The sequence below is a fragment of the Pseudomonas sp. LS2P72 genome (assembly GCF_054897865.1).
Genome location: NZ_CM142708.1, coordinates 3560468 through 3580756, shown reverse-complemented (window position 1 = coordinate 3580756; position 20289 = coordinate 3560468). Strand labels below are relative to the sequence as shown.

Annotated in this window: 11 protein-coding genes; 1 reads left to right on the top strand and 10 read right to left on the bottom strand. The window is 60.0% G+C overall.

Annotated elements, in window-relative coordinates; all coding sequences use genetic code 11:
• Positions 1-59: 59 nt before the first annotated feature.
• The 3 genes from ACYZUA_RS16420 to ACYZUA_RS16410 form a co-directional block, all read right to left on the bottom strand.
• The gene (locus tag ACYZUA_RS16420) at positions 60-968 is read right to left on the bottom strand and encodes a zeta toxin family protein (RefSeq protein WP_461959690.1); all 909 of its coding nucleotides are present in this window, start codon (positions 966-968) and stop codon (positions 60-62) included.
• Positions 969-1096: 128 nt separating this feature from the next.
• Entirely contained in the window at positions 1097-3376 is a 2280-nt protein-coding gene (locus ACYZUA_RS16415; RefSeq protein WP_461959689.1) for an ATP-dependent DNA helicase, read from the bottom strand.
• Positions 3373-4977 carry a VRR-NUC domain-containing protein gene (locus ACYZUA_RS16410; protein WP_461964012.1) on the bottom strand — a complete coding sequence of 535 codons (1605 nt, stop codon included), beginning with the start codon at positions 4975-4977 and terminating at the stop codon, positions 3373-3375. The genes ACYZUA_RS16415 and ACYZUA_RS16410 overlap by 4 nt, the downstream gene beginning before the upstream one ends.
• 270 nt (positions 4978-5247) lie before the next feature.
• Here ACYZUA_RS16410 and ACYZUA_RS16405 point away from each other — a divergent pair, with 270 nt between their 5' ends.
• Positions 5248-5472 (top strand): YgdI/YgdR family lipoprotein, encoded by a 225-nt coding sequence (locus ACYZUA_RS16405; RefSeq protein WP_461959688.1) that lies wholly within the window; start codon positions 5248-5250, stop codon positions 5470-5472.
• Between the two features lie 119 nt (positions 5473-5591).
• On the opposite strand, the gene ACYZUA_RS16400 is transcribed toward ACYZUA_RS16405, so the two are convergent.
• The 7 genes from ACYZUA_RS16400 to ACYZUA_RS16370 form a co-directional block, all read right to left on the bottom strand.
• Complete coding sequence (locus tag ACYZUA_RS16400; RefSeq protein ID WP_461959687.1) at positions 5592-7445, bottom strand: polyurethane esterase; 1854 nt, start codon at positions 7443-7445, stop codon at positions 5592-5594.
• Positions 7446-7541: 96 nt separating this feature from the next.
• Positions 7542-9236: a polyurethane esterase gene (locus ACYZUA_RS16395; protein ID WP_461959686.1), complete on the bottom strand. Its 1695-nt coding sequence runs from the start codon at positions 9234-9236 to the stop codon at positions 7542-7544.
• A gap of 24 nt (positions 9237-9260) precedes the next feature.
• On the bottom strand, positions 9261-12308 hold the full coding sequence (locus tag ACYZUA_RS16390) for an autotransporter domain-containing protein (protein WP_461959685.1): 3048 nt from the start codon (positions 12306-12308) through the stop codon (positions 9261-9263).
• Between the two features lie 180 nt (positions 12309-12488).
• Positions 12489-15446 (bottom strand): autotransporter serine peptidase EprS, encoded by a 2958-nt coding sequence (gene eprS, locus ACYZUA_RS16385; protein WP_461964010.1) that lies wholly within the window; start codon positions 15444-15446, stop codon positions 12489-12491.
• 229 nt (positions 15447-15675) lie between these two features.
• Positions 15676-17040, bottom strand: coding sequence for a TolC family outer membrane protein (locus ACYZUA_RS16380; protein ID WP_461959684.1), 1365 nt, complete (start codon positions 17038-17040; stop codon positions 15676-15678).
• 2 nt (positions 17041-17042) lie between these two features.
• Entirely contained in the window at positions 17043-18377 is a 1335-nt protein-coding gene (locus tag ACYZUA_RS16375) for an HlyD family type I secretion periplasmic adaptor subunit (RefSeq protein ID WP_461959683.1), read from the bottom strand.
• Positions 18374-20149 (bottom strand): type I secretion system permease/ATPase, encoded by a 1776-nt coding sequence (locus tag ACYZUA_RS16370; RefSeq protein ID WP_461959682.1) that lies wholly within the window; start codon positions 20147-20149, stop codon positions 18374-18376. The genes ACYZUA_RS16375 and ACYZUA_RS16370 overlap by 4 nt, the downstream gene beginning before the upstream one ends.
• Between the last annotated feature and the right edge of the window lie 140 nt (positions 20150-20289).

Here is a 20289-nt window from a genome sequence, read left to right as displayed (position 1 = left end):
GGAGTATGCGACAAACCACGCATTTGGAAAGTCGGAAAAACGGCACTCGTCGCCCAGCGTTATCGATTCACGTATTGGACAATGTACGCGTACAGATCGTTGTAGACGAAATTCGGAACATGCGAAGCATGAGTCGTCGTTTTGAGCAGTGCCAGATGACACTCTTTGACGACTTCGTCGCGATCACTCACCGCGAAGACACGGTTGTCGATGATGTTTGAATAGACGCTGTACGCAAAATCCACTTTGGTTGTGGTTGTGCTGACGGAACCGTCGGCAGCTTTGGAGTAGGTACTCTGGGCAATCAAGGTTCGTTCGTTCAATCCACCGAACCCGCGCTCGTACACATTGATTTGCGAGCCGCTGACCGCCTTTGCAGCCGTCTCGAAGGCCAGGATGATCGCAGGCGCATAACTCATGCTGGCATCCAGCATCGATACCGTGAGAAACCGTTCCATTTCCTGGTCTTCAAGGCTTTTGAACGCTCGTTTAATGCTCGACACATGAGCAAACTCTTGAGTGCAGCCAACGATGTGAGTCTCGAATTGATAGCCGGCGGCGGTCGCCGAAGTCGCAAAAGCAACGAAATCGACACTGTCGAACGCACATTCCATGATGATGTTGAATTTACCGGTGAAGGCCTGCGTAAAGATCTTCGTACTGACTTCACGAACAAATGCCTCGGTATGCTCATAAGCATGCAAGACCCCGAGTCTGATCATCTCTGCATATTGGGGGTGTTTTTTGCGGTAGTCAGGCAGGTACAGCCGAACATAGTTGTCGTAGCGTTTTGAAGGCAGCAGGTTCTTGTCCAGCAGATAGGTTTTGCCTGACCCTTGCAGCCCGGCAACGACCAGAATTTTGGGTGTTGCCTCGGCCGTGATGCCGCTGAACAGCGTCACTTTTATTTCATTGAATGCTGCGGTGACCTGCTCAGGGGTGTACGTGTATTTCGATGCTACTGACATACCTTGATTTCCTTATCAAAGATTCAGCTTGGAAGTGATGACTGGCTCTTTGAATAAAGACGGCATTCGCTGATTGTTCAAATGGGCCTTTTTCTCAAGATATGTCGATGTTTATAAAGTAAAAAATCCTACACGACAGCGTGCAAAATCCTCGGGGCAATCGACCACCAGCGCGGCAGTAGCTGCTTGACCTTGCTGTCGCCAAACCGGTCATCGATCAACATCACCACCCCTTGATCCTGCTGGGTGCGGATCACCCTCCCCGCCGCCTGCACCACTTTTTGCACACCGGGAAACAGGTAAGTGTAGTCATAACCGGCACCGAAAATTGCCGCCATGCGCTGTTTCAACTGCTCGTTGATCGGGTTGAGTTGCGCCAGTCCAAGGGTGGCGATAAACGCTCCGATCAGTCGCGCGCCCGGCAAGTCGATGCCTTCGCCAAAAGCCCCGCCCAACACCGCGAAACCCACGCCCTGACTTTCGGTGGTGAACTGTTCGAGAAAGTCCTGTCGCTGCCCTTCCCCCATGCCGCGGGACTGCGACCACAGATTGATGTGTGGATGTTTCTCGGCCAGTAACTGCGCCACTTGCTGCAAATAATCGAAGCTGCTGAAAAACGCCAGGTAGTTGCCGGGACGTTGGCTGAACTGCCGGGCGATCAGCTCGACGATCGGCGCAAGGGATGACTGGCGATGAACGAACCGCGTAGAGATCTGGCTGACGATGTGTACTTGCAGCTGATCGGCATGAAATGGCGATTCAACGTCTATCCACACCGTGTTCGCCGGCGTACCGAGCAGGTCGGCATAGTAGTGGCGAGGGCTCAGGGTCGCGGAAAACAGCACGCTGCTGCGTGCGGCCGTCAGGCGTGGGCGGATGAAGCCGGCGGGCACCACGTTGCGCAGGCACAGCTGCGACAGGTTGCGTTGGCGATCGAGGTCGCGCTTGCTGATGTCGAACAGGAACTGTTCATCGAAGAGCTCGGCCACCCGGCAAAATTGCAGGATGTCGAAATAGAAGTTCTGTAATGCCCCGTCCAGGCCTTGCGGATGATCGTTCAGGTAATCGCCGATGCTCGCGCTGCACGAGGACAACGCCTGAAGCAGTTTTTCCGGAGCCTTGTCATAGGCCTGATAGGCGCCGAGTTGCTGGTTATGCAGGGCATTCCACTCACGATTGACCCGCTGCAAGGATTTTTTCAACGCCTCGGGCGCGGTTTTTCGTACGCCGTTGAGGGTCGATTGCTCGAGGCTGGCGCTGTACATCTGCCGGCCGCGCTCCACCAGGTTGTGCGCTTCGTCCACCAGCACCGCAACTTTCCAGTTATTGGCCTGGGCCAGCCCGAACAGCAGCGCGCTGAAATCGAAATAGTAGTTGTAGTCGGCGACCACCACGTCTGCCCAGCGGGCCATTTCCTGGCTCAGGTAGTAGGGACAGACGTCGTGTTGCAGGGCAACCTCGCGCAAAGCGCTCTGGTTCAGCAGGGACAATTTGCTGGCCGCCTGGCGAGCGGCGGGCAAGCGATCATAAAACCCTTGGGCCAGCGGGCAGGATTCGCCGTGACAGGCTTTGTCCGGATGCTCGCAGGCCTTGTCCCGGGCGATCATTTCGAGGACCCGCAAGGGTGGCGCGTCGGCGCTATCGAGGATCACTTGCGCGGCGTCCAGCGCCAGTTTGCGCCCCGGGGTTTTCGCCGTGAGGAAGAACACCTTGTCCAGTTGCTGCGGCGCCAGGGCTTTGAGCATCGGGAACAGCGTGCCGACGGTCTTGCCGATCCCCGTGGGCGCTTGGGCCATCAAGCAACGACCGGTGCTGACGGCTTTGAACACCGATTCCGCCAGATGACGTTGCCCGGGTCGAAAGTCGGTATGGGGAAACGCCAGTTGTTGCGCCGCCTGATTACGCCCTTCGCGATGGGCCATTTCCTGTTCGGCCCAGTGCAGGAACAAGGCGCAATGTTGTTCGAAGAACAGCCCCAGCTCCGCGGCGCTGAAGGCCTCGACCAGGCAGGTTTCCTTTTCACTGACGATGTCGAAGTACACCAGGGCCAGATTGATCTGCGCCAGCTCCAGTTTCTGGCACATCAACCAGCCGTAAATCTTCGCCTGCGCCCAGTGCAACTGACGGTGGTTGGCTGGTTGCTTGCTCAAGTCGCCGCGATAGGTTTTGACTTCTTCCAGGCAGTTTTGTACGGGGTCATAGCCGTCGGCCCGACCCTTTACTTTTAACGTTTGATACTGGCCCTCAAGCGCGACTTCGCTCTGGTAGCCTTCGCTGCGCCGGGACGCCACCGTACGGTGCCCGACAATCCCTTCCAGCGCCGTCGGCGAAGGCGTAAAACGCAGGTCTAGATCACCGACCTTGGCGGTGAATTCACACAACGCCCGCACCGCGATGCTGTAACTCACGCGCCCTGCTCCGCCCATTGCACGTAGCAGACGGCAATCGGCATCTGGTGCTCATGGCAAAACTCGAGCCAGCGCAATTGGTTGTCTTGCAGGCGATCACCGGGGCCTTTGACTTCGATCATCCGGTAGGTTTTGTCCAGCGGCCAAAACTGGATCAGGTCCGGCATGCCGGCGCGATTGGCCTTGATGTCCAACAGCAGTCGATTGAACCAGTGCTTCAAGTGTTCGGCCGGCAGGCAATCGAGTGCCTGATCGAGCAATTCTTCGCTCAGCACACCCCAGAACACGAAGGGCGACTGCACGCCCCACTTGCTGGCATAGCGTTCAAGAATGGTCTGGCGGTAACGCCCGTCATCGAGTTCCGCCAGGCAGCTGTGGAACAGTTCCGCGCGGCGCGCGTGAAAGTCCTCATTGAGCAGATCCACCGGCCCACGCTGGAACGGGTGGAAAAACGCCCCCGGCAACGGCGCGAAAATCGCCGGCCAGCACAGCAGACCGAACAGCGAGTTGATCAGGCTGTTTTCGACGTAATGCACCGGTGCCGACTCTTGCGCCAAATGCGCCTGCACGTAAGACTCCACCGACAACGCCGGATCGGTTCTGGGCAGTTGCAGGTCCAGGCGCAGCATTTCCCGTGGGGACGAGCGCTTTATCACCGGACCGCCCAACTTGCGCCGCAACCGGGGCAGCACTCGCAGCAATTGTTGCTGCTCGGCGGCACTTTCCGGCGATTGCTCCACCGCGGTGGCCAGGTCCATGGCCAGTTGGTATTCACCGCAGCGCTCCAATACGCGAATCAACCGCAGGCGCGCGCCGGGATAGGCACACTCGCGGTAGATCGTCAGTGCGGTAGCGAAATCCGCCAGTCGCTCGCAGTGTTGACCGATCTGGAACAACAGTTTGCCGCGACGTCGTTGCAGCCAGGGATTGCTCAGCGCCAACCCTTTGATCTGCTCGACGATGCCTTTTACGGCTTCACCGGCCTCAAAATGCTGCTGACATTCATGAAGGAAGAGGCAGGCGTCCACGTCGTCACGGCTGCGCAGGCCTCGGGAATCGGCGCAGAACTCGACCTTTTCATAGGTAAAGATGCCCAGGTCAGCCAGCACGAACTCGGACCAGTCCTGGTAAAGATTGCCGAAAAACATTAAGCGCAGCCGGTCGCACAGGCCCATGATGGTCAGGCTGAACAATCGGTCATCCAGCGACGGGCACCACTGGCCAAAGCTGTGAGCCTGGGGAAACTGTTCGCTCAGTGCGGGCAGCCAATCGGTCTTTTTTCCCTTGGGTCGATCGAGGGTGGCGCCAAAGCACTGGATAATTTCTGCCTTGAGCAATACCTCGAACAGCGCTTCGATCGACAGCGGCGATTGCTCGTCGATCCAGCCCAGCGCCAGCAGTGGGCCGGCGGCAATGGCGATGTCGCCGATCTCGAGGTAATGCAGCTTGCTCGCCCGGAAGTGAATCCCCTTGCGCATCACCATCCTGACCAGCAACGCCCGGGACTCACGGGGCAACCGCTTGAACTCGCGGATGAAGTGTTGTTCTTCGACACTCAACACATCGGCATAGCGATGCTCAAGCCAATCAAGCACTTGCATGAAGTTGTTCAAGTAATAGAACGGATCGTCGAGAGGGTTTGCAGTCACAGGAAAAAGGCCATGGCGAGCGAGTACTGGTTATGCGTACAGATACCAGCTACGCCCTGCCCGGTGCAAACGGAAAAGGATAAGCGGCGGCGTTAATCTGTAATTTTTCGAGTGTCTATGAACTTTCTGCCAATCCATCGCACCAACCGCGTTAGAGGTACAGTGACGATTGATTTCGTTCGTGGCAGTCGCGCTGTTTTTTTTGAAGGATGAGAGGTGGTTATGAATATCAAGACTCTGGGCTTGCCCCTGGCGGTAGCGGCCTTTCTGGCCCTGGCCGGTTGTGCGACGCCAACGGTTGTGACGCTGCAGAACGGCACCCAGTATTTGACCAAGGACATGCCGAAAACCGAGACCCAGGATGGCTTCTTCGAGTTCGAAGATATTTCCGGGGCGAAAGTGAAGGTCAAGGCTGATGAAGTGACCACGATTCGACAGGAAGACTGAATACCGCGTCATCGTTCATCGCGAGCAAGCTCGCTCCCACATTGGATCTGTGGCGTTCACAAATCCCCTGTGGGAGCGAGCTTGCTCGCGATGGGGCCATTACAGCCACCGGATCAAGCTCAGGCGATAACAATTCCTGAGCTGGACAAACTATCCAGCCCAACCCCGACCAACGTCACCGAATCCCCCCCAAACGTCAGCACCGTATCGTGCCCCACCGCCGTGGCATGCGCCCGATAGTCATCGTTCGGCGTCACCCCCTGAACCCCGAGAAACACCAGTTTGTCGCTGGCCTGGTAGCCAACCACCCGGTCCTGACCAAACGCGCCGCTAAACAGAAACGTATCGATTCCGCCCCCCGACTCCAACACGTCATTGCCCGCCCCGCCGACAAACACGTCGTTGCCCTGGCTGCCGAGCAAATGATCGTTGCCGTCCAGTCCAAACAACCAATCGCCACCCGCGTGAGCCGTGAGCGTATCGGCCCCGGCACCGCCCTTCACTGTTGACGCGTACTGAGTCAGGTTGTTGCCCGCCTTAAGGCCATCGGCCGTGACGCTGTGGATCACGTCATCCTTGAACAGCCCCCACAGAACCCCCGGCTCCTTGGTCACAAGGCTGCCGATGTCGCGGGTCACGCTGATGCCGCCATTGCCGTCGCGGATGTACAGGTTGCCGGCGCCGTCATTGGCGAAGTCGAAGTTTTTCACCGACTGCTGCACATCCAGCACGTTGTTGCCCTTGCCGCCCAACAGGATGTTGTAACCACCACCGTCGCGGAAGGTGTCGTTGCCGTCGCGGCCTTCCAGATAGTCGTTGCCCCGGCCACCCTGAATCAGGTCATTGCCGTCACTGCCGATGATGAAGGTGCTGCCCTTGTGGGTTTCAGCGTTGCGATTCAGATCCTGAACCCAAGTGTTGGCGCGAGCCGGGTCCGACAGGTTGGCAACTACGATCGTCGAGTCTTTGCTGGTGAGGTCGTAGAACTTCGACTCGATCACCCGGTTCATGCCGTCGCCATAGGCGGTCGGCAAGTGCGAGATCCAGGTCGGGATGTTGAGGATGGAAAACGGCAGCACATTCCACGCTGTCGAAGCGTAGTGGTCATTGAAGCTGACGATGTTATCGGTCGCCGAGACCTTGGCCGCATCGTGCACGCCCAACGACGACAGGTTGAACGATGAGCCGTCGAGCGCGCGGTACACCGGATCGTTTTCGTAACCGACGTTCAGCACTTTATCGGTGCTGCTTTGGGTCGGCGAGGCGTATGCGATGTAGTTGGAATCCTGGTAGAACCCGGCCCACTTGTCGTTGCTCAAGTCCGCCAGGCTATTGACCGCCAACCCGCCCAGGCTGTGACCGCTGACCAGCACGTCCTTGCCCGACAGGCCATTGGCCCGGGCAAATGCCGCCACGTCGCCAAGCAGATTACCGAAGGCTTCGCCGACGTAGTTTTTCGCATAATCCTTGGGCCCTAGCGCCGCCAGCAGATCATTGATCACATCGCCGATGGAGTCGCTGATCTGGCTTTCTCGTGGGCCACTAGTGCCACGAAAGGCGATGCCGATTTCGCTGAGATGGCCCTGCGCGTCGTACTTGCCGAGGATCTCGACTTGAGCACTGGTGTAACCAGCCTTCTCGCCGAAAAACGTTCCGCGTGCATCGACCTTGCCGTCATAGCCCAATTGCGCGGCGGTAATCGGCGTCCAGCCGGCTTTCTGAACGGCGTCCAGCGCGGCTTTTTCCGAATCGGGGTTCCATGGAATCCCAGGAATGACGCCCTGGGAGTCGGTGCCACCGATCAGTGCGGTCACCAATGTCGCCGGCAAGCCAAGGCCGAAGCCGTTGTGCTGATAGCCGGTGGCAAAGCCGTTATCGAGGTTGTGATAGGAATACAGCGTGATCGCCATCGCGTCGGTAAATAACGCTTTGGAATCGGCTGTACCGAAGTTTTTGTAGTCGTACACACCCATTGGTATTGCCTCTCTTTTTGTTGGAATTGTCAGAGATAGCTCACAACCAGGACGCCTCACTCACGAGGTGCCCCGGAGCATTTAGTGCATGCAGCCTCAGGCGAACGTAATGCCTGAAGCCGACAGGTTATCCAGTCCCACCCCCACCAGGGTCACGGCAAAGTCGCCAATCTTCAGCACTGTGTCGTGGCCCGACTGCGAAGCGTGTTGCGTGTAGTCATACCCCTGCCCCGCGCCCTGAACGCCGAGAAACACCAGTTTGTCGTTGCCCTGGTAGCCATTGATCGCGTCGAAGCCGAAGGCGCCGCTGAACAGGAAGGTGTTGTTGCCACCCGCAGCCTGCATCACGTCGTTGCCCGCGCCACCGACAAAGGTCACCTGGCTTTTGTCGCTGCGCAGCAGGTCATCGCCGGCATTGCCGAACAACCAGTCGCCGTCGACGCTGGCCGCCAGTGTGTTGCCGTAGGCGTCACCGTTGAGCGAGTGGTTGTAGTGGGTCAATTCATTGCCGTTGAGCAAGCCATTGGCGGTGACGCTGTAGGTCACTTCCTTGCTCCCCCACCATGAACCCGACTCTTTACTGACCAGCGCGCCGATGTCGCGGGTCATGCTGATGCCGCCGTAGGCATCACGCACGTACAGCGTGCCGTCGCCGTCGCCGTCGTTGGCAACGCTGAAGTTCTGCAACGGCTTCTGCAATTCGAAGGTGTTGCTGCCCTTGCCGCCCAGCAGAATGTTGTAGCCACCGTCATCGCGGAACCGGTCGTTGCCGTCGCGGCCTTCGATGAAGTCATTGCCGGCACCGCCCTTGAGCAGGTCGTTGCTGTCGGTGCCGATGATGAATGTGCTACCGGTGTGAGGTTCGTCGCTGCGACCGAGGTCCTCGACCCAGGTCTTGCCCCGGGACGCTTCCGCCAGGTTGGACACGATCAGCGTCGAGTCCTTGTCGGTGAGGTCGTAGAAACGCGAGTCGATCACCCGGTTCAACCCGTCGGCGTAACCCAGCGAGCCGTGGGCCGAGCAGTTCAGCGGGTTGAGGATGCTGAACGGCACCAGGTTCTGCGCGGTGGAGGCGTACTGGTCATTGAAGTTGACGATGTTGTTGGTCGCCGAATCCTGATGTCCGTCGTGCTTGCCCAGGGAGCTACTGCTGAAGGTGGTGCCGTCGAGTACCCGAAACACTGGATCGTTCTCGTAACCGATGTTCAACACGTTGTTGCCGGTTGCGCTCTGGGTCGGCGAGGCAAAGGCAACGTAGTTGGCCTCCTTGAAGAAACCGCCCCAGTTGTCGCCGCTCAGTTCAGCGAGGCTATTGACGCCCAGACCGCCCAGACTATGACCGCTGACCAGCACATCCCTGGCGCTCAGGCCATGGCCGAGCGCAAATGCTGCGACGTCCTTGAGCAAATTGTCGAAGGCGTTTTTCGCGTAGTTCGTCGCGTAATCCACCGGGCCGACAGCGGCCAGCAGGTTGTTTTTCATGTCGCCGAAGGTGTCGCTGTAACCCAGGCCGCCGGTGCCACGAAAGGCAATGCCGATACCGATCAGCTTGCCCGCCGCGTCGTACTTGCCGAGCACTTCGGCTTCGGCGCTGGTGAAGCCGTCCTTCTCGCCATAGAAGGTGCCTTGTGCGCCGACCTTGCCTTGATAACCCAGCTGCGTAGCGCCAATCGGCGCCCAACCGGTCGCCGGCAGCGGTTGACCGGTTGGCGTGTACGCGTACAACGTCAGGGCGATGGCGTCGCTGTACAACGCCTTGCCGTCAGCATTTTTGTAATCAAACAGTCCCATAGGTTTGCTTCCTTTTGCGTCAAATCAGAACTGCCAGTCGAGCGTCAGACCCACACCGTGGTCTTTCTCGCGGGAGCCGAGCAGTCCGTTGTAATCCAGGCTCAAACGAACGTCCTGCGCCACCGCCAAACCGGCCCGCGCACCGATGACGGCAGCGTTACGGTCCAGGGAAACGCTCTGCACGCTGAACGCGGTGTTGCCGTTGGCGAAGGCCAGATGATCTTCGGAACGGGTGTTGCTCAGGTTGTGCTGCCAGCCCAGCGTGCCGGACAGCTCCAGCTGCTGTTGGTCCGACAGGGCAATCGCTTTGCTCGCCCGCAAGCCGAGGGTCGAGAGCACGGCGTCGCGGTTGTTTTCGCCACCCTTGAGCGCTGCGGCATCACCTTTCTCGGTGAATCTGTCGCTGTTCAGGTGCACGTAAGCCAGGTTGGCGAACGGTTCCAGTGCCAGCGGTTGCAGGTCCAGGCGATACGCTGCTTCGGTAAACAGTTGTGCGGTTGTCGCATCGCGTTTGGATTTCTGTTTGCCGCTGACGTCGCCAAATTGCAGATCACGCTTCACGTCGATGCGATGCCAGCTGTAGGCGCCGCCGACGCTCAGACGCAGGGCATCGATTTCATGGCCCAGATAGGCGCCCAAGTGGTAGCTGTCGACGGAGGCTGACGAATGTGTGCCATCGCCCATGCTCAACGAACTGTCGCTGTAACCGGTCACGAAACCCAGCCGCGTATCTTCAGTGATCAGACCGTCGACACCGGCCAGCAAGCCGCCGATGGAGCTGTTGGAACTGGCGTTGTCATGCCCGCCATCGCTCTTGCCCCAGGCGCCGAGGACTTTGACCCAGGCGTTGCTGCGGTCATCGGTCGGTGCCGCAGCATTGAACAGATCACGTTCACGCAGGCGTTCGCCGACGGCATCGCGCAGGTAACGGCTGTCGTTGATCAGCAGCGTGCCGATCGCCGGGTGAATCTCACCGGACAGTTGCTGGAAGGCTTGTTGCGCGACGGCAGCGGTCGGCGAAAGCAGCAAGGTTTCATAGAGCGCATTGCCCGCGCCCAATTGCTCGGCGGCCGCGGCGACGGCGCGTTGATTCGGGGTTTGGCCGACGCTGGCGAAAGACGCTGCGTTGCGCTCTACCGCCAGTTGGATGCCATTGGCCGAGTAGCCGAGTGTGCCTCCGATGAACAGATAATCCGGGAGCACGGCGCCGAAACGCCCTTCGATCCCGCCGGCCGCTTGCAGAATGTTGTACTGGTTGCCGAGCAAGGATTTCACTTCGCTGGTGGTCAGCAAGGTCGGACTGTTTTCCAGGGACAGGCTGACGGTAGCGCCGTCGATCACGGCTTTGCCGCCCGCCACGATCTGATCGCTGCTGGTCGGCGATAACTCCACGGCGTAGGTCGAGCCAGGCTCGAAGGTGACGTCGCCCGCCACTTGCAAGGTGCCGATGGAATTGCCAGGCGCTACGGTGCCGCCGCTTTTCGCGGTCAATGCGCCGATGCGGCCATTACCGCCGAGGATCCCGCTGTCGTTGACGGTGACCGCCGAGAGCAGCGAGCCATTGATTGCCAAGCGTCCCTGATTAACCAGCGTCGGGCCGGCGTAGGTGTTGGCACCGGTCAGCACCAGCGTGCCAATGCCCTGCTTGGTCAGGCCACCATGGCCGGAAATGTCGTTGCGCCACGTGTCGAGGCCGCAGTGCACGTCATTGCACACGCGTTGAGTCGGTTTGCCCGCGTCGATGATCGCGCCGATGCCTGGCAGATCCGCGACAAACTGGCTCGAACCGTAGGCACCCTGGATGCGGAATTCTTCGGGAATGTCTTGCTCGGTGACGAACATCGCCGGGCCATCGATGCCTTTGCGCAGGTTGATCATGCCCCAGCCGTACAGCGAATCGACACCTGGCGCACCGAGGTCGGTGGCCGTGGTGCGCAACACGCTGGCGACCTGGGCGCCGGTCATGTACGGGAAGCGTTCCATCAGCACGGCCATGGAACCGGCGACATGCGGCGCCGCCATCGACGTGCCGTTGTAGTTTTTGTAGCCGGTGGTCAGGTTGTCGGCGTTGGTACCGCTGATGATCGAGCTGTAGATCTTGCTGCCCGGTGCGGACACACAAAAGCTTGCGGTGTAGCCGCAGCGCGATGAGAAGGTGCTGATGTTGTAGAGGTCCGGGCTGTTGAGATCCGGGTTTTTCTGCAACGCCGCCACGGTGACCCAGTTCGGCGCGATGTCCGGGACGAAATAGCCCAGGCCAGCGATGGCGTCCGGGTTGTTGAGGTTGTAGTCGTTGCCGGCCGCGAAGATCGTCACGATACCGCTGCGAGCAGCCGCGATGGCGCCATCGTAGGCTCCGCCCGGTTTGGTCCCGAGCAGCGGACGGATCTCGTTGAACTGCAATTGCGCGTCCTGCACGGTGAAATGCGGGTAGGCGGGGTTGCGTCCGCCGAGGTCGAAGCGATCGGTGATGCCGATGCCCCAACTGTTGTTGATGATCCGCGCGCCGCTCGCGATCAAGGCATCCCAACCGGCCTTGTAGACCGCGCCGTCGTTGCCGCGAATGATGCCGTCCTCCGGGCCCGGATCACCGTTGTCCGCACTGATGATCTGCGCGCCGAACGCCACGCCATGCATCGGGCCGCCATCGCGGCTGCCGGCAGCGATCCCGCCAACGTGGGTGCCATGGGCACCCAGCTCGCCGTCGGAACCGACCGAGGGCGAACCGTCGTAGCGAAAGGCGTCTCCCGCTTTGACCGGGATGTACGGGTCGGTGTATTCGCGGATGCCGCTGGTAACCAGAGTGATTACTTTGTTCGGGCCGGAGAATTCCGGATGCGCGGCGTAGACCGGTTGGTCGAAGATCCCCAGCTTCACGCCTTTGCCGGTGTAACCGGCGGCGTAGGCCTCTTGTGCGTTGACCGCTCCCAGCCCCCAATCGGCATTGAATTCAGCGCTGCGCCAACTGTTGGGATCGCCCGCTCTACCGTTTTCCATGTAAGGCGCCGCTTGCGCGGTACCGAAGGTGGCCAATGCGCAAAGCAAGGCAAGGTTGTTGTACTTGTTATTCATCCAGCTACCGTCCTTAGTTGTGTTGCCAAAATCCCTGTGCCTTGAAAGCACCTATTTCTATTTGTGAAGCACGCCCCTTGTAGGAGCCGAGCTTGCTCGCGATGGCGGCTTAACATTCAACAAATATGTCGACTGACGCTCCGCCATCGCGAGCAAGCTCGGCTCCTACAGGGGTTTGCATTAAAACTGCCAATTGAGGCTGAGCCCTACGCCATGGCTTTTCTCGCGGCTGGCCAGTTGGCCGGTGTAATCGAGGTTCAAGCGGATGTCCCGGCTCAGGGCCAGGCTGGCATGGGCGCCCACTAGCGCGGCATCGCGCACCATTGGCGAACTTTCCACCGAGAACGGCGTGCTGCCGCTGGCAAACGCCAGGTGCTCTTCAGAATCGGTATGGCTCAGGTTGTGCTGCCAGCCGAGGCTGCCGCTCAGGTCCAGTTTCTGCTGGCCGGACAGGTTCACGGTTTTCAATGCGCGCACGCCCAACGTGCTGAGCACCGCGTCACGCGTGTCGCCACTGCTTTTCAGTGCGGCAGCATCACCTTTCTCGGTGAAACCTTCGGTGTCGAGGTGCACGTAAGCCAGATTCGCGAAAGGTTCGAGCGCCAGCGGTTGCAGGTTCAGGCGATACGCCGCTTCACCGAACACTTGGGTGGTTCCGGCATCGACCTTGGCTTTCTGTTTGGCGCTGACGTCGCCGTATTGCAGGTCACGTTTGACGTCGGCGCGATGCCAGCTGTAGGCACCGCCGGCACTCAGACGCCAGGCACCTGACTCGCGGCCGGCATAAGCACCCAGGTGATAGCTGTCGACCTTGGCCGATGAGTGAGTGCCGGAGCCCATGCTCACTGAACTGTCGCTATAGCCGGTGACCAGACCGATCCGGGTTTGTTCATCGAGCGCCCCGTCGACACCGGCGAGCAAGCCGCCAATTGAAGTGGTGTAATCGGCGGTGTCATGGCGCTCGTCGGTCTTGCCCCAGGCGCCCAGCGCTTTGATCCAGCCATTGCTTTGCGTGCCTTGGGCGTCAACCAGTCGCTCACCGACAGCATCACGCAGGTAGCGGCTGTCGTTGATCAGCACCGAGCCCAGCGCCGGATAGATTTCCCCCGACAACTGCTGAAACGCCTGTTGGGCGGATGTCGCGGTGGGCGACAGCAGCAAGCTTTCGTAAACCGGACTGCCCGCCCCAAGGCCTTCAACGGCGGAGGCTACAGAGCGCTGGTTCGGCGTTTGGCCGACGCTGGCGAAGGTCGTGTCGTTACGCTCGACACTCAGTTGAATACCGGTGGCGGCGTAATCGAGGCTGCCACCAATGAACAGATAGTTGGGCAGCACCGCGCCGAACTGGCCTCGAATGCCGCCGGCTGCTTGCAGGATGTTGTACTGATGACCGAGCAGGCTTTGCACTTGTCGAGTGCTGAGCAAGGTCGGGCTGTTTTCCAGGGAAAGGCTGACGGTCGCGCCGCTGACCGTGGCCGTGCCGCCCGCGACGATCCGGTCACTCTCGGTCGGCGATAGCTCCACCGCGTAAGTCGAGCCAGGCGCAAACGTGACGTCGCCGCTGACCTGCAAGGTGCCAATCGAATTGCCGGGCGCAACCGTAGCGCCGCGGTTGGCGGTCAGTGCGCCGACGCGGCCCGATCCGCCCAGCGTGCCGCTGTCATTGACGGTCACTTGCGATGCCAGCGAACCGTTGACCGACAGCAGACCGCCATTCACCGAAGTCGGCCCGCGATAAGTGCTGTTGCCGGTCAGCATCAGGCGTCCGGCACCGGACTTGATCAGGCTGCCTTCGTAGACCCGCGTGGAGGCTGCAAGATCCCGGGCCGTGCCCACCGCATAGTCGGTCTGATCCTGCTGGCTGGCACCGACCGGTACACCGTTCTCCCAACCTTTGGTCTTCAGTGTCTGTTGCCAGGCACTGTGTTCCGCCGCGTCTTCGCTCTGACGCTGAATCAGCGCCTTGTCGGTGATGTCGTTGCTCCAGACATCGCTCTGCCCTGCCCCCAGATTGGCGTCGAAACGTCCGAGTAATTGCCCCGGCCCGTGCATCGCCCGTTCGAGGTTGGCGACGCCCCAGCCGACGCGGGTACTCGGCGCTTCGGTGATCGAGCCGTCGAGTTGGGTGGCGGTGGTCAGCAAGGTTTCCAGCGCCTGCTGGTTGCTCATGTACGGATAGCGTTCCATCACCAGCGCCAAGGCACCGGTGGCATGCGGCGCGGACATGGAGGTGCCGGACTTGATCGCATAGCCTGCGCCTGGAATGGTGCTGTCGATCTTCGCGCCGGGGGTGGTGATGCACCAATACTTGGCGATCCCGCATTGGTTGTATTTCTGCTGGTTGCCTTGATCCAACCCCGACACCGCCAGCCAGTGGCCTTCCAGGTCCGGCTCAAAATACGGCAAGGCAGAACGCACGCTGGCGTTGGGGTAACCGCTGTTGCCGGCGCTGAACACGTTGATCACGCCGCGCCTGGAAACGTCCGCCGCCTCATCGAGCCAGGTGCCTTTGTTCCAGTGCTGGGCGTAGGCGGCATGCAGATCGTCGAGGGTCCGATAGCTGACATCCGGCGGTTGGCTGCCCCAGCTGTTGTTGATCGCTCGCACACCGGCGTCCGCCAACGCGTTATAGACCGCTTTGAAGTAGCGTGGATCAGGATTGGGCCCGAACAGGAAGCTGTCGTTCTTGTTGGTGTTGCCGACGTAAACCTGCGCGTTGTACGCCACGCCGTGCATGCCGGTGCCATCGCGGGAAGCACCGATGGTACCGGCGACGTGCGTGCCGTGGGAGTCGTTGTTGGCATTGAGTGTGCCGTCGACATTGAACTGGGCGCCGTCAACGTAACGGCCGCTGGCGGTCACCGCGTGGTAACGGTCGGTGGCGAATTCGGGATGGGCAGCATCGAAGCCTGAATCGAGCTCGCCGATTTTCACGCCTTTGCCAGTGATGCCGGCGGCGTAGGCTTGATCGGCTTGCATACGGGCGAGTCCCCAGTCGCGCTTGAACTCCGCCGAGCGCCAACTGGCGGCATCGCCGGGTGTGCCGGTTTCCAGGTAAGCGGCTTGCACCGAGCCGGGCATTGCTGACACCAGGAGTAATAGCGTGCCGACCGACATCGGCTTGATCTGTACGTCCATGTTCATGACTTCTCGCTTTTTTGGCGTTTTTAGAATTCTGGTCGCCCATAACGGGCAGCAACGCATCTGTATCCGCTGGCGAAATGTGGTGAGGGGATTTATCCCCGTTGGGCTGCGAAGCAGCCCCAGCAGTTCGTTCGCAACACGCATTTACAGGATTGACGACTGCTGCGCAGCCGAACGGGGATAAATCCCCTCGCCACATTTCGCCAGCTGCTACAGGTTCAACTCATTGAGTTCTTGGGCCTTGGCCGAACGCCTCGTCAACCTTGGCCAGATCCTGCTCATTCAACGTCCCGGCGTAGTAATGCAACTTGGTCCAGGCCATCAAGTAGTCGTAGCGTGCCTGTGCCAGATCGCGGCGGGTGGTAAATAGTTGTTGTTCTGCATTCAATGCGTCGAGGTTGACCCGCTCACCGCCCAAGATGCTTTGCTTGGTCGAAACCACCAGCGCCTCGGCAGACTTCAGGGCTTTCTGATAAGCCCGCAATTTGTTCACGCCCGACAGGCAGGCGCTGAACTGGCGACGCAGCTGGATCAGGGTTTCCCGGGTCTTGCCGTCCAGTTCGTATTCGGCCTGCTCCATGGTGCGGCTGGCCTGACGGGTCGATGCGGACACACCGCCGCCGGCATATAGCGGCACGCTGACTTCAATCCCGATGGTGTTGGTGTCGTAACGCTGGTTGTAGGTGTTGCCGCTTTCCGACTCGTTCTGGCGCACCGAGGCGTAGGCGCTGACTTTGGGTAGGTGTCCGGCGCGGTTGCGTTCGACTTCATAACGCGCGACTTCCACGGCATGGCGCTGCGAAGCCAGATCCGGGTTGTTGGCCACAGCCATCTCGTGCCAGGTGTCGTAATTGGCCGGCTGCAGGGTGAACGTCTGGAAACGCTGATCCAGCGGCGCCAAATCCCCGATGTTGATCGCCGGCACGCCAATCAGCGCGCCCAGCTCTCGCAACGACGCGTCCTGCTCATCACGGGCTTCGATTTCCTCGGCCGTGGCCAGTTCATAGCGGGACTCGGCCTCAAGGATGTCGGTACGCGTGCCCTCGCCCTGTCGGAACATGTGTTCGTTCTGCTGGAACTGTTGCTCGAAAGCCTTTTTCTTGGCCTGCGCGATGTCGATCTGATCCTGAGCGAACAGCGCCTTGGTGTAGTTCTCCAGAACCCGAACCAGCAATTCCTGGCTCTTGCCGCGAAAGGCTTCGTCGGCAAACAGCGATTGCGCCACGCCTTTGCGGTACGACGCGTAAGCCTCGTAGTCGAGCAGCGGTTGTTGCAGGGTCAGGGTCGAGCCGTAACTGCTGTAGTTGCGGTCATCGCTCTGGCTACGACCGCGATCGTTCAGGTAGGTCACCTTTGAGGTGTTGCGCCCCTTGTTGTAGTTGTAACCGATTCTGGGCAACAGCCCGGCGCGGCCAATGACGCGGTTTTCAAGGCCAGCATCGCGTTCCTTGATCGCGCCAAGGAACACCGGATCATTGCGCAATGCTTGTTCGTAAACGTCGAACGGCCCCATGGCCAGCACACTGTTGCAGGTCAGCAACGCCAGGGTCGCTGCGAGCATGGAAAGCTTATTCATACAGCGGAACATCCTTATTCCTCAGTCAACGCGGAACCTGCCCGGTCGAGCAGCGGTTTGAACAAATAGTTGAGGAGTGAACGTTCACCCGTGCGCACGAACATTTCCGCCGGCATGCCAGGCTTGATCACCAGGCCGTTGAGTTTTTCCATGGCCTGATCGCTGACGCTGCTGCGCAGCACGTAATACGGCGCACCGGTTTTCTCGTCGATCATCTGATCGGCGGAGATCAGGCTGACTTCGCCGGGCACGCGCGGCGTGCGGCTCTGGTTGAACGCCGTGAACAAGATGTCTACCGGCAAGTGTGTGCCGACCTTGTCGACCAGGTTGACCGGCAGGTGCCCTTCCACCTCCAGACTCGTCCCCTGAGGCACGATCTCCAGCAGCGTTTCGCCTTGACGCACCACCGCGCCCACGGTGTGAACCCCGAGGTTGACCGCAATGCCATCGGCGGTGGCGATGATCTCGCTGTGTTGCAGATCGAACCCGGCGGAAGTCAGCTGCTCTTCCAGCGTCACGCTTTTCAATTGCGCGTCGGCCAACTGAGTACGGACTTCTTTCTGGTATTCCTCGATGTGCTGTTGCAGTTTCAGCCGCGATTCGAGGATGCCCTGCTCCACACGGCCGCTGTCGCCGGTGTTTTCCGCCAGTTGTTGCTGAACTTGCGACAGCTGACGCTGGTACTCCATCAACCGATTGCGCGGGATGTAGCCATTATCCGCCAGGGGCTGAAGGTTGCTCAGCTGTTGTTGCAGAGAGCTGGCCTGAGCAGTCAAGTCCGTGCGGGCGCGACGCATGCCCGCCAGTTGCGCGCTGGCGCCTTCGATGCTGGCGCGCAAGGCAGCCTGCTCGCGGGAAAACGCTTCACGGCGGCTGCTGAACAACTGCCGTTGACCTTCCAGCACCAAGGCCAGACGCGGGTCAGGATTGTTGCTCAGTTCAGCGGGGAAACTCACCTGCTTGAGGTTGTCCCGTTCACTCTGCCACCGCGCCAGACTGGCCCAGGCCATGCGGTATTGCGCTTGCAGCGATTGCACGTCCGCGGCGACTTGCGTCTGGTCGAGCTGGAACAAGGGCTGGCCCTGCTTCACCACTTGGCCCTCGCGCACCAGAATCTGGCTGACCACCCCACTGCTCATCGATTGCACAGCTTTGCGCTTGCCCGACACCACAACCGTGCCTTGCACGGGAATGCCTTGGTCAAGGGGCGCGAGACTGGCCCAGGTGAAGAAACTGCCAGCGCCGACGATCGCCAGAACCCAGCCCATGCGGGCGAAGAAACGCGCGTCGCGCTCAGGACGTTCTGCGATGTAGTCGTGTTCCATGCTGGCTTCGCTGATGTTGCTCATACACCCGAATTCCTTGTCGAGGGCTGATACTGACGGCTCATGCTGAGCCCGCCCGGTGCTTGCGCGGCTTTTTCCCGTTGCTGTTCGTGGGCGCCGGAAAGTGCTTTCAGCACCTCCTGGCTTGGACCGAAGGCTTGCAGGCGTCCTTCGTTGAGCACCAGCAACTTGTCGGCCTGGGCCAGTGCCGAGGAGCGATGGGTCACCAGAATCACGCTGGTGCCCTGGGCTTTCATTTGCGCAATGGCGCTGGCCAATGCTGCTTCGCCCACGGTGTCGAGGTTGGAATTGGGTTCATCCAGCACCACCAGGCGTGGGTTGCCATACACTGCGCGCGCCAGGGCCACGCGCTGCTTCTGGCCCCCGGACAAGCCGCTGCCGTCCTCGCCGAGCACGGTGTCGTAGCCTTGTGGCATGCGCAGAATCAGTTCGTGAACACCAGCCTGTTGCGCGGCTTCAACGACTTTTTGCGGGTCTGCCTCGCTGAACCGGGCGATGTTTTCGGCGATGCTGCCGCTGAACAATTCGATATCTTGCGGCAGGTAACCGATGTAGGGACCGAGATCGTCGCGGTTCCAGCGATGAATGTCCGCGCCGTCGAGCCGCACCGTGCCGCCCAGCGTCGGCCAGACGCCCACGAGCACCCGGGCCAATGTCGATTTGCCGGAACCGGACGCCCCGAGCACGCCCAGCACTTCCCCGGCACCGAGGCTGAAATTGACCAAATGCAGCGTGGCGGCCCGTTGCCCCGGCGGCGCGGCGCTGACCTGTTCGAAGCTGATCTGGCCCTTCGGCGCCGGCAGCGCCATGGCTTCGTCGCTCGGTGGAAAGGCTTGCAGCAACGAATCAAGACGACGGTAAGCGAGCTTGGCGCCGCTCCACTGTTTCCATACCGCGATCAACTGATCGATGGGGCTCAGGACGCGGCCCATCAGAATGGAGCCGGCGATCATCATTCCGGCCGTCATATCACCCTTGATCACCAGCAAGGCGCCAAGGCCCAGCACCAGCGATTGCAGGCACAGGCGCAAGGTTTTGCTCAGCGAGCTGATGACGGCACCGGTGTCGCTGGCCTGGTTCTGCAGACCGAGAAAACGTGAATGGACCTGGAACCAGCGTGTACGTAACGCCCCGAGCATGCCCATGGCCTGAATGGTTTCGGCGTTGTGCAGGTGACTGGTGGCCAGTTGGCTGGATTTCTGGGAAAAACCTGCGGCTTCGCCCAAGGGCTTTTTGGTCATTGTCTCGTTGAGGCAAGCAAGGCCAATCAGCACCAACGCGCCCACCGTCGCAAACACGCCGAGCCAGACATTGAACAGGTAGATCACAAACAGATAAACCGGAAACCACGGCGCATCGAAGAAGGCAAACAGCGCAGGCCCGGTGACGAATTGGCGAATTTGCGTCAGGTCCCCCAAGGCTTGCCCGGCGTTGCCCTCGCCCTTGAACAGGTTGCGCTCGAATGCGGCCTGATAGACCCGTAGGTTGAAGCGGCGCTCCAGTTGGCTGCCGATGCGAATGACGATGAAGCTGCGCACGATCTCAAGCAGACCGATGAAGGCAAAGAACCCGACCACCATCAACGACAGCATTGTCAGGGTGGTTTCATTTTGCGAAGACAGCACGCGATCATAGACCTGGAGCATGTAAATCGACGGGACCAGCATCAGCACGTTAATTAACGCGGTAAAACAACCGACGCTGATCAGGATGCTCTTGTAGTCGCCCAGCGCTTTGAATAAGGGTGCGGTGGCCGGGCTCTTTGCCATCTTCATGGATTATTCCTGAGGTGTTATTCCTCGCCTTGTCTGGCGAAGTTTCCATTAACTGTCCGCGCAGGGGCGGATAGAGGCTTTGCAGTAGCGCTTACAAACTAATAACAACTTTTCGTGAGCGGCAGAGCGCCTCGACTAGT

Bases quoted from the DNA above. Each gene is read 5' to 3' on its own strand.
- eprS (WP_461964010.1), bottom strand. From the start codon at position 15,446: ATGGACGTACAGATCAAGCCGATGTCGGTCGGCACGCTATTACTCCTG.
- ACYZUA_RS16395 (WP_461959686.1), bottom strand. From the start codon at position 9,236: ATGGGACTGTTTGATTACAAAAATGCTGACGGCAAGGCGTTGTACAGC.
- ACYZUA_RS16380 (WP_461959684.1), bottom strand. From the start codon at position 17,040: ATGTTCCGCTGTATGAATAAGCTTTCCATGCTCGCAGCGACCCTGGCG.
- ACYZUA_RS16375 (WP_461959683.1), bottom strand. From the start codon at position 18,377: ATGAGCAACATCAGCGAAGCCAGCATGGAACACGACTACATCGCAGAA.
- ACYZUA_RS16405 (WP_461959688.1), top strand. From the start codon at position 5,248: ATGAATATCAAGACTCTGGGCTTGCCCCTGGCGGTAGCGGCCTTTCTG.
- ACYZUA_RS16390 (WP_461959685.1), bottom strand. From the start codon at position 12,308: ATGAATAACAAGTACAACAACCTTGCCTTGCTTTGCGCATTGGCCACC.
- ACYZUA_RS16370 (WP_461959682.1), bottom strand. From the start codon at position 20,149: ATGAAGATGGCAAAGAGCCCGGCCACCGCACCCTTATTCAAAGCGCTG.
- ACYZUA_RS16410 (WP_461964012.1), bottom strand. From the start codon at position 4,977: ATGCAAGTGCTTGATTGGCTTGAGCATCGCTATGCCGATGTGTTGAGT.
- ACYZUA_RS16400 (WP_461959687.1), bottom strand. From the start codon at position 7,445: ATGGGTGTGTACGACTACAAAAACTTCGGTACAGCCGATTCCAAAGCG.
- ACYZUA_RS16420 (WP_461959690.1), bottom strand. From the start codon at position 968: ATGTCAGTAGCATCGAAATACACGTACACCCCTGAGCAGGTCACCGCA.